The following is a 9835-nucleotide window of genomic DNA, read 5'->3' on the forward strand; positions in this document are numbered from 1 at the left end:
CCAGCCCCCGCCGCACCGCGCAAGAAGGCCACCACCGCCGAAGCGGCAGCGCCCGCACCGGCGGCCAAGCCCGCCGCAAAGTCCGCGGCCAAGGCCGAGGCCAAGGGGGTGGCCGAGAAGCCGGCCAAGGCTGAGAAGGCTGAGAAGCCGGTCAAGCCCGCTGCCGACAAGGCCGTGGCCGAAAAGCCGGTGGCCGACAAGGCCGCTGACAAGCCCGCGCCCGCTGCGCGCCGCAAGGCCGCGGCCACGGAGGTGGTGGCGTGATCGGCACCGCGCTTCGGCAGATCCAGCTCGGCAGCGTGCCGGTGGCCACGCCCACCGGGCGGCTGGTCGGCGCTTCCGGCCTGCTGCTCGAAAGCGTGGGCTGCGCATTGCGCATCGGCCAGCGCTGCAGCATCGAAACCGGCACCGGCGGCTGGATCGATGCGCAGGTGATCGGCTTTCGCGAAGACGTCTCGTACCTGATGCCCTTCAAGCAGCCCGAAGGCCTGTGCACCGGCGCCCGCGTGCTGCCGCAGCCCGACCAGAGCGCGCTGCAGATCGGCCCGCAATGGCTGGGCCGCATCGTCAACGGCCTGGGTGAGCCGGTGGACGGGCTGGGCCGCCTGGGCGGCGACCATGTGCTGGAAACCCAGCCGCCGCGCGTCAACCCGCTCAAGAAGCGCCCGGTGGACGAGCCGCTGGACGTGGGCGTGCGCGCCATCAACGGCATGCTCACCTTGGGCAAGGGCCAGCGCGTGGGCCTGATGGCCGGCAGCGGCGTCGGCAAGAGCGTGCTGCTGGGCCTGATCACGCGCCAGACCGTGGCCGACGTGGTGGTGGTGGGCCTGATCGGCGAACGCGGCCGCGAAGTGCGCGAGTTCATCGACCTCTCGCTGGGCGAAGCCGGCCTGGCCCGCGCCGTGGTGGTGGTGGCCCCGGCCGACGAATCGCCGCTGATGCGCGTGCGCGCCACCGAGCTGTGCCACGCCATCGCAGCCCATTTCCGCGACCAGGGGCAGGACGTGCTGCTGCTGGTGGATTCGCTCACCCGCTATGCGATGGCCCGCCGCGAAGTGGCGCTGGCCCTGGGCGAGCCGCCGGCCACCCGCGGCTACCCGCCCAGCGTGTTCAGCATGCTGCCGCAGCTGGTGGAAAGTGCCGGCAACGGCGAGAACGCCGAAGGCAGCATGAGCGCCATCTACACCGTGCTGGCCGAAGGCGACGACCAGCAGGACCCGGTGGTGGACACCGCGCGCGCCATCCTCGACGGCCACATCGTGCTGTCGCGCGAGCTGGCCGAACGCGGCCACTACCCGGCCATCGACATCGCGCAGTCCATCAGCCGCTGCATGGCGCTGGTGACCACGCATGAGCACCAGCTGGCCGCCCGCACGCTCAAGGCCATGGTCTCGCGCCATGCCCAGGTGCGCGACCTGCTGCCGCTGGGCGCCTACGTGCCCGGCGCCGACCCGGTGACCGACAAGGCCGTGAACACCTGGCCGCGCATCGAACAGTTCCTGCACCAGGGCGTGCGCGAGGCGGCGCCGCTGGCCGCCAGCGTGGCCCAGCTGGCCGAGGTGGTGGCATGAGTTCCAAGCCGATCCCGCTCGATCGCCTGGTGGCGCTGCGCGAAAAGGAAGTCGACCGCCTGAGCGCCGACTTCGCCAGCCGCGAAGCCCTGCGCCAGCGCTACCTGGACAACCTGGCCCGCATGCGCAGCCTGTGTGAAGACACCAGCGCCGGCCTGGCCGCCGGCAAGGCCGCCGGTGTGCTGGCGCTGAACAACGGCGCCTACAAGCAGACGCTGCTGGCCATGGTCGATGCGCATGCCCAGGACCTGGCCGCGCATGAGGCCCAGATGGACGTGGCCCGGCAAGCGCTGCACCAGGCCGCCCGCGGCCACGAGGTGCTGCGCCAGGTGGCCGAGAAGCAGTCGCTCGCGCTGCTGCGCGCGCAAGGCGTGCGTGAGCAGAAGGTCAACGACGACCTGGCTTCCCAGGTGTGGCTGCGGGGGCGTGCATCGTGATCGTCCTCGTGCCCATTTCAGCCGTCACCCCTGCCGGTCGCCTTGACCAGGCAACCACTCTGCCTTTCAGGAGCACTCCGTGACGACCACCAGCCTCGACCCCGCAAGCACCGCCCAGCAACTGGCCACGGCCTACACCACCAATGCGCAGGCGCAGCTGACCAGCAAGACCAAGGCGGCGCAGGCCACTTCCACGGCGCTGACCAAGCTGCGCTCGTCGCTCACCAGCTTCGACAGCGCGATCGCCAGCCTGTCGACCAAAAAAAGCGTCATCAAGTATTCGGCCACCTTCAACACCACGGCCAATGGCACGGCCACCGCTTCGGCCACCGCGCAGCCGGGCAGCTACTCCTTCTTCGTGGAAAAGCTGGCCACCACCCATCAGGTGGCCTTTGCCAACATGACCGATGCGGCCGAGACCGGCACGCTGGGCCTGTCACTGGCCGATGGCACCACGTTCAACGTCAGCTTTGCAGGGGCCGATGCCGACAGCAGCGGTCAGCTGTCGCCGGCCGAGATGGCGCGTGCCATCAACAACAACGCCGACAACAAGGGCAGCGTGGTGGCCAGCGTGGTCACCAGCGGCGGCTCCACCCAGCTGGTGCTGACCTCGGGCAAGTCGGGCGCGGGCGGGGCGGTGTCGCTCAACACCAGCGGCCTGACCAGCAGCACGCTCAAGACCCAGCTGTCCAGCGGCAACGCGCTGGTGCCCGCGCAGGACGCGGTGGTGTGGCTGGGCGACCAGACGACCGGCGTGCGCATGCAGCAGTCGTCCAACACCTTCACCGCGGTGCAGGGCGTGAGCATCACCTTCACCAAGGCCATGACCACCGGCGATGCGCCGGTGACGCTGACCGTGGCCAACGACGCCAGCGGCACCGCCAGCAACGTGCGCAGCTTCGTCGATGCCTACAACAGCCTGCGCAGCACCCTGACCGACCTGACCAAGACGGCCAACAAGGACAGCGGCACGGCCGCAGGCGCCTTTGCCAGCGACGCCAGCGTGCGCTCGATGATGAGCCGGCTGGGCAGCATGGTGCGCCAGGAAGTGGGCGGCATGAAGCTGTCGGACTTCGGCATCACGCTGGACCGCAGCGGGCAGATGCAGCTGGACACCACCAAGCTCGAGAAGGCGCTGGCCGCCAAGCCCACCGGCCTGGACACGCTGTTCGGCAGCGCCAGCCTCACCGCGCCCAGCGGCATCTTCGGCGACCTCGACAAGTACCTCGAGCAGTGGACCAACAGCGCCAACGGCCAGATCAAGTCGCGCCAGGCCTCGGTGGCGCAGTCGCAGAAGTCGCTCACGTCGCAGCAGACGCGGCTCGATACGCAGTACGACAACCTCTACAAGCGCTACCTCGCCCAGTTCACCAAGCTGCAGAACCTGCAGCAGAGCATGGGTGAGACCACCAACCTGTTCACCTCACTGTCGAGTTGACACACCCATGAACCTGAACCAAGACGGCTATCGCAGCTACCACGCGGTGAACCTGGGCGCGCAGACCGCGCAGGCCTCGCCGGTGCAGCTGGTGCTCATCCTCACCGATGGCCTGCTGGAAGAGCTGGCCCGCGCCCGCGCCCACGTGGTGGCGCGCCGCTACGAGCTCAAGGCCCGCAGCCTGGACAAGTGCATCGACATCCTGCACGGCCTGGCCAGCTCGCTCGACTTCGACAACGGCGGCGACATCGTGCAGAACCTCGACCGCCTGTACGACTACTGCGCCGACCGGCTGTACCACGCCGGCACGCAGCTCGAGCCGGCCATCATCGACGAGGTCTCGGGCCTGCTGACCACGCTCAAGCAAGGCTGGCTGGGCCTGCAGGCGCGCCATGGATAGGACGGCCGCCCTGCTCGGCTGGCGCCAGCGGCTGGAAGCGGCCCTGCACAGCGAGGACTGGTCCGCCATGGACGAGGCCGACCGCGCGCTGGCCACCGGCCTGCCGCCGCTGCGCGCCGCCGGCCCCTGGTCGGCCGCCGAACGCCGGGCCCTGCAGCAGCTGCAGGCCAGCCATGCACAAGCCCGCCGGGCTTGCGCTGCAGCCCTGGCCGCCGCCGGCCAGCAGCTCGACGGCATGCGCCAACAACGTGAAGGCTGGCTGGCTTACGCCGATGGCCAGGCCTGGGAAACCGCATGAACCTGCCCACCACCACCGCCCTGGACGCCGCGCTGCCCGCAGCCGCCGCGGCCAACGCCGGCCCCGCGATCGCGCCGGCCAGCCCACCGGCCACGACGCCCGTGGCCGCGGCCACCCCCCGCCCTTCGACGGACGGCGCAGCGGCCGAGGCCGACGGTGCGCAGGCCGGTGCCTTCAATGCGCTGCTGGCCAGCCTGGGCCTGCTGCCCACGCTGGACGCCGCGCCGCAAGACCTGGAGGCCACCGGCGACGAGCCTGCCGAGGCTTCGGCCGGTGATGCCGCGGCCACGCTGCCCACGCCGCTGCCCGGGGCCGGCGACCCCAGCCCCCAGCCCGTGCCCGAGCTGACCCCGGCCTGGCGCCAGGACACCGCCATGCTGATGGCCAGCCTGCCGATGGCCGCCGTGATGCCGAGCGCAGCGCCGGCCGCTACCGCGCCCGATGCCACTGCCGGCGCCGCCAGCGGCAGCCGCGCCGAGGGCGATGCCCTTGCCGCCATCGCCGGCCTGGGCGGCGCGCCCGCGGCCGACGGCCTGCCCCGCACCGGCCGCCCCGCCGCACAGACGGCCCAGCCCGCTGCCCATGCAGGCACCGAGCGAAGCACCCAACAGATGGCGCCACTGAGCGCCCAGGCCGCAGCCCAGCAGGCCCAGCCGACCCCCGCCGCGCCGGGCGCCGACGCCCGCGCCTCGCTGGCCGGCCTGGCCGCCGATGGCACGCCCGGCGCCTCTGCCGCCGCGTTGCGCGAGCCCGCCAGCGCCGCCGAGCGCAGCGCACCGGCCCAGCCGCTGCGCCGCGACGACGTGGCCGCGCTGGTCGCCGCCTCCAGCACCGATGCCGGCACCGCGACCGTGCAGAGCACCGCTTCGGCCAGCGCCGTGGCCGCCAGCAGCCGCCCGGTGCCCGCGCATGGCCCGGCGCTGCTGCAGGCCCTGGGCGATCGGCTGCAGGTGCAGATCGCCCAGCGCAGCGAGCATGCGGTCATCCGCCTCGACCCGCAGGCCATGGGCAGCGTGGAGATCGTGCTGCGCCATGAAGCCGGCGCGCTGCAGGTGCACCTCAGCGCCAGCCACCCCGATGTGCAGCGCCAGCTGCAAGGCATCAGCGATGCGCTGCGGCAGGACCTGTCGCAGCGCCAGTACACCGACGTCTCGGTCAACGTGGCCGCCCAGCCGGGCGATGCCGACGGCCGCCGCCGCCAGGGCGGCCAGCCGCAGGCCGAAGAACGCCCCGGCCGTGCCCTGGCCGAAGCCGAGCACGGCGCCGGCGGCAGCCCGTTCTCGATGGCGTCCAGCCTGGAGTAACCCATGAAGAAACTGCACGTCCTGCTGATCGCCGGCGTGGCCTCGGTGCTGGTGCTGGGGGGCGGCGGTGCCGCCGCCTGGTGGTACCTCAAGCCCAAGGCCGCCCATGCGGAAGAAGCGCCGAAGGTCGACAAGACCGTCTACAAGTACGTCAACCTGGACAAGGTGCTGGTGATGCTGCGCGGCCGCGAAGGCGAGCCGCTGTCGCACTACCTGGCGGTGGACATGGTGTTCAAGACACCGGCCGAGCAGGAAAAGGTGCTCAAGGACCACCTGCCGCTGCTGCGCAGCGTGGCGGTCAAGGCGCTGTCGGCCCACACGCTGGAGACGGCCGGCAAGATGACCATCGACCAGTACACCGAAGAACTCAACGCCGCCTTCGCGAAGAACTATGAAGAGGAGCATCGCGAGATGCCCTTCAAGACCGCGATGATCGGCAAGCTGATCATCGAATAGGCGGCCCATGAGCTACGTCGCCGCTTACGGTGAACAGGCCTGGGGTGCGCCGCCGGCCGCCGCGCTGCAGGGCGCGCTGGACGAAGGCGCGCAGCTGATGGCCTATGCGCCGCTGGTCAAGCGCATCGTGCGCCAGCTCAATGCCCAGGTCACGGTGACCATGGGCCGCGACGACATGGAGCAGGTGGGCCTGATGGGCCTGCTGGATGCGCTGCGCCGCTACGGCCCGCCGGACGAGAAGTTCGGCAGCTATGCCGCCATGCGCGTGCGCGGCGCCATCCTCGACGAGCTGCGCCGCCAGGACTGGCGGCCGCGCGGCGTGCGCCAGGACAGCCACAAGATCCGCGACGGCGTGCGCGCGCTGACGCGCCAGCTGGGCCGCGAGCCCACCGACGCCGAGGTGATCAAGGCCCTGGGCCTGAGCGCCGAGCAGTGGCATGAGCACCAGCTGGACGAAAACGCCGAGGCGCTGTCCAGTTTTGACGAGCTGGTGTCCGAGCTGAGCCTGGTGCCCAGCGACCAGCAATCGCCCGAAGAGCAGTACGTGCTGCGCCGCAGCCTGGAGCAGGCGCTGCGCGCACTGGACGTGCGCGAGCAGCGCGTGATCCAGCTGTACTACGAGTTCGAACTCAGCCTGAAGGAAATCGCCGCGGTGCTGGACGTCACCGAGGCGCGCATCTGCCAGATCAACAAGGGCGCGCTCAAGAAGATGAAAAGCTTCCTGCAGCCCGCCTGACCCTCCTGCATTACCGAGTCTTCCATGCAATCCATCATCGGCATCCTCATCATCCTGGGCTGCGTGTTCGGCGCCTTCGTGTTCCACGGCGGCGCACTGTCGATGATCTGGCAGCCGGTGGAGCTGGTCATCATCGTCGGCGCCGGTGCCGGCGCGCTGGTGCTGGGCAACCCCGGCCACGTGCTGTCGGAGCTGTGGCTGCAGGTGCGCAAGGTGATGCTGCGCAAGAAGCCGGGCGAAGACTTCCAGCGCCAGCTGCTGCTGCTGATGTACGAGCTGCTGCAGACCGCCGCCGGCGGCCTGAAGGCGCTGGACGCGCACGTCGAAGCGCCGCATGAAAGCGCTCTTTTCAAGCGTTATCCGCTGATCCTGGAAGAGCCGAAGCTGCTCCACTTCATCGTCGACAACTTCCGCCTGATGGCGATGGGCAAGATCAACGCACACGAGCTGGAGGGTGTCCTCGAACAGGAGATCGAGGCCATCCACGAGGAGCTGATGCAGCCGGCCAAGTCGCTCGCCAAGATCGGCGAGGCGATGCCCGGCTTCGGCATCCTCGCAGCCGTGCTGGGCATCGTGATGACGATGAACGTCGTGGCCGACGGCGCCGCCATCGGCGAGATCGCGGTGCGCGTGGGTGCGGCCATGGTGGGCACCTTCATCGGCATCTTCATGTGCTATGGCCTGCTCGACCCCATCAGCATGATGATGAAGCAGCTGGTGGCCGAAGAGATGCAGGCGCTGGAATCGGTCAAGGTGGTGCTGTGCACCCACGTGGCCGGCAAGCCGCCGCTGCTGGCCATCGACGCCGGCCGCCGCCTGGTGCAGCTGAACATCAAGCCCAGCTTCGCGGTGCTCGAAGGCTGGATCGACAAGATGCAGAACGCCGGCGACCCGGATGCCACGCCGCAGCGCCGGGCGGGAGACAAGCGTGTCGAAGCCTGAAGGCAAGGGCAAGGCTCACCATGAAGAGACCGTCGTCAAGCGGGTCTCCGGCAAGGGCCACCATGACGACCATGGCGGCGCCTGGAAGGTGGCCTTCGCCGACTTCTGCCTGGCGCTGCTGTGCCTGTTCCTGGTGCTGTGGCTGATGGCCTCGCGCGAGCAGCAGGAAACCGCCGAGCAGCTGCGCATGGCGCAAGGCGGCAGCCCGATGGAAGGCGGCGGCGGCGGGCGCATTCCCGGCGAGCCGGGCAATCCGCTGGGCAGCCTGATCTCGCGCGAGCCGGTGCCTTCGCATGGCGAGGATTCGCAGAACCGCGATGGTGCCGTGGGCGCGCGTGAGTCCGGCCAGGGCGCCGGCCCCACGCCCAAGCTGAGCAAGTCGCGCTACGAGTCGGAATCGGACATGGCCGAGCTGGCCCGCGTGATGGCCGAGGTCAGCCGCCGCGCCGGCCTGGAAGACAACCTGCAGGCGGTGATCACGCCCTTCGGCCTGCGCGTGATGCTGCACGACACCGACCGCGAAGGCATGTTCAAGCGCGGCAGCGCCATTCCCACCGAGCGCTTTCGCGCGCTGATGCAGGCCCTGGGCCCGCTGTTCGCGCAGATCGAGAACCAGCTGATGATCGTCGGCCACACCGACTCGCTGCCCTACGTGGAAAAGAGCCCGACGGCCTTTTCCAACTGGTCGCTGTCGAACAACCGGGCCGCCGCCGCCCGCACCCACCTGCTGATGGGCGGCATGCCCGAGACCAGCGTGCTGCAGGTCACCGGCATGGCCGACCGTGCCCCGATGACCCCCGACAACCCGCGTGCCGACGTCAACCGCCGCATCGAGCTGATGGTGCTGACGCCCGACCAGGCCCGCAACGTGAGCGCCATGTACGGCATGCCCACGCGCAGCCAGGCGCTGGTGCCGGGCAGCCTCTCGGCCCTGCCGAACAAGCCCGAAGCCGGCGTGGCCGCGCTGCGCACGCAACTGCTGGCCGGGCGCGACGCCACGGCCACTCCGGTCGCCGGCGGCCGCTGACGACCACGGACGAACACGCCATGAGAACTTCTTCCAAGACGTCTTCCTCCCGCAGCGGGCCGGTGCGCAGCGGTGCGGCCGGTGCCGGCAAGGTGGCCGCCACCAGCAGCCTGGGCGCCCTGGGTGCGCTGAGCGAGTCGGGCGCCCTTCAGGCTGGTGCGGCGCCGCAGGTGCTGCAGTCGGCGGTGCTGGGCCCGGCCCTGGCCGCGATGGCGCAGATGCCCGAGATCGACCATGCCAAGGTGGCCGAGCTGCGCGACGCCATCGCCCGCGGCGACCTGCAGTTCGACGCCGCCAAGCTGGCCGGCCTGATCCAGCGCTTTCACGGAGGGCGCGGCTGATGAAACGCTCCGACGTGCTGCGTGCGCTGGTCTCCGGCGTGCATGCCGACCAGACCGACTACCAGACGCTGCGTGGCCTGCTGGCCGAGCAGTTCCAGGCCGCGCTGCGCCACGACACCGCCACGCTCACCGACCTCGGCCAGCGCATCACCGCGCTGGTGGCGGTGCTGGATGGCCGCCGCCGCGAGCGCATGCGTGGCGTCACGCTGCTGGACATCCGCCCGCCGGCCACGATGGCGCAGGTGATCGACCTGTTCGCGCCCGCCATGCGCGGCCCGCTGCAGCAGCTGTGGCAGGGCCTGGAAGCCCTGGTGGTGGAGTGCAAGCAGCTCAACAGCCGCAACTGCCGGCTGCTGACCGAGCAGCACGCCCTGATGCAACGTGTACTGGCTGGGGAGGCCGATACCTATGTTCCGGCCTGACATCGCCCTGCTGGGCAGCGCAGCGCCCACGGCGCCGACCGCCCCCACCGCGCCCTCGCTGCCCGGTGGCGGCGCCCGCTTCAGCCAGACCTTCAGGCAGCTCGACGGCGAGATTCGCGACTACATCGCCCATGGCTCGCGCGACAGCGGCGACGTGCCCGCGCTGAGCAGCGCCGCCCGCGCCTACCTGGCCCGCATGCAGGCCGGCGATGCCGGCACCGGCGCGCCGGCCGCCGCGACGGTGGCAGCACTGCCCGGCAGCGGCTCGCTGGCCGACAGCCAGGCTGGCTCGCCCGACCGCCAGGCCTTCCTGGGGCAGATCACCCCCTGGGCGGAACAAGCCTCGCAGCAGCTGGGCGTGGCGCCCGACATCCTGGCCGCGCATGCCGCGCTCGAATCGGGCTGGGGCCAGCGCCCGCTGCGCGCGGCCGATGGCAGCAGCACCCACAACCTGTTCGGCATC

General features: G+C 70.8%; 13 protein-coding genes and 1 pseudogene. All 14 read left to right on the plus strand.

Annotated elements, in window-relative coordinates; all coding sequences use genetic code 11:
- Window positions 1-264 (plus strand): annotated as a pseudogene (locus ABNT58_RS28760) (hypothetical protein); the annotation flags it as partial.
- Window positions 261-1571, plus strand: coding sequence for a flagellar protein export ATPase FliI (gene fliI / locus ABNT58_RS28765; protein WP_348756770.1), 1311 nt, complete (start codon window positions 261-263; stop codon window positions 1569-1571). The pseudogene ABNT58_RS28760 and the gene fliI, both read left to right, overlap by 4 nt.
- Window positions 1568-2008: a flagellar export protein FliJ gene (fliJ, locus tag ABNT58_RS28770; protein ID WP_348756771.1), complete on the plus strand. Its 441-nt coding sequence runs from the start codon at window positions 1568-1570 to the stop codon at window positions 2006-2008. The genes fliI and fliJ overlap by 4 nt, the downstream gene beginning before the upstream one ends.
- A 79-nt stretch (window positions 2009-2087) precedes the next feature.
- The gene (gene fliD / locus ABNT58_RS28775; protein ID WP_348756772.1) at window positions 2088-3446 is read left to right on the plus strand and encodes a flagellar filament capping protein FliD; all 1359 of its coding nucleotides are present in this window, start codon (window positions 2088-2090) and stop codon (window positions 3444-3446) included.
- 7 nt (window positions 3447-3453) lie between these two features.
- Entirely contained in the window at window positions 3454-3846 is a 393-nt protein-coding gene (fliS, locus tag ABNT58_RS28780; protein WP_348756773.1) for a flagellar export chaperone FliS, read from the plus strand.
- Window positions 3839-4144: a hypothetical protein gene (locus ABNT58_RS28785; RefSeq protein ID WP_348756774.1), complete on the plus strand. Its 306-nt coding sequence runs from the start codon at window positions 3839-3841 to the stop codon at window positions 4142-4144. Before fliS ends, ABNT58_RS28785 begins: the two co-directional genes overlap by 8 nt.
- Window positions 4141-5448: a flagellar hook-length control protein FliK gene (locus tag ABNT58_RS28790; RefSeq protein WP_348756775.1), complete on the plus strand. Its 1308-nt coding sequence runs from the start codon at window positions 4141-4143 to the stop codon at window positions 5446-5448. Before ABNT58_RS28785 ends, ABNT58_RS28790 begins: the two co-directional genes overlap by 4 nt.
- A gap of 3 nt (window positions 5449-5451) precedes the next feature.
- The gene (locus ABNT58_RS28795) at window positions 5452-5904 is read left to right on the plus strand and encodes a flagellar basal body-associated FliL family protein (protein ID WP_348756776.1); all 453 of its coding nucleotides are present in this window, start codon (window positions 5452-5454) and stop codon (window positions 5902-5904) included.
- Window positions 5905-5911: 7 nt separating this feature from the next.
- Complete coding sequence (gene fliA, locus ABNT58_RS28800; protein WP_348756777.1) at window positions 5912-6640, plus strand: RNA polymerase sigma factor FliA; 729 nt, start codon at window positions 5912-5914, stop codon at window positions 6638-6640.
- 24 nt (window positions 6641-6664) lie between these two features.
- Window positions 6665-7582, plus strand: a complete 918-nt coding sequence (gene motA, locus ABNT58_RS28805; protein ID WP_348756778.1) for a flagellar motor stator protein MotA — start codon at window positions 6665-6667, stop codon at window positions 7580-7582.
- On the plus strand, window positions 7569-8609 hold the full coding sequence (locus ABNT58_RS28810; RefSeq protein ID WP_348756779.1) for a flagellar motor protein MotB: 1041 nt from the start codon (window positions 7569-7571) through the stop codon (window positions 8607-8609). The genes motA and ABNT58_RS28810 overlap by 14 nt, the downstream gene beginning before the upstream one ends.
- A 20-nt stretch (window positions 8610-8629) precedes the next feature.
- Window positions 8630-8950: a flagellar biosynthesis anti-sigma factor FlgM gene (gene flgM / locus ABNT58_RS28815; RefSeq protein WP_348756780.1), complete on the plus strand. Its 321-nt coding sequence runs from the start codon at window positions 8630-8632 to the stop codon at window positions 8948-8950.
- Window positions 8950-9372: a flagellar export chaperone FlgN gene (gene flgN, locus ABNT58_RS28820; RefSeq protein WP_348756781.1), complete on the plus strand. Its 423-nt coding sequence runs from the start codon at window positions 8950-8952 to the stop codon at window positions 9370-9372. The genes flgM and flgN overlap by 1 nt, the downstream gene beginning before the upstream one ends.
- Window positions 9359-9835, plus strand: a 477-nt coding sequence (locus ABNT58_RS28825; RefSeq protein ID WP_348756782.1) for a glucosaminidase domain-containing protein, incomplete at its 3' end; no start/stop codon positions are given. The genes flgN and ABNT58_RS28825, both read left to right, overlap by 14 nt.

Source organism: uncultured Aquincola sp. (genome assembly GCF_964001545.1).
GTDB lineage: Bacteria > Pseudomonadota > Gammaproteobacteria > Burkholderiales > Burkholderiaceae_C > Aquincola.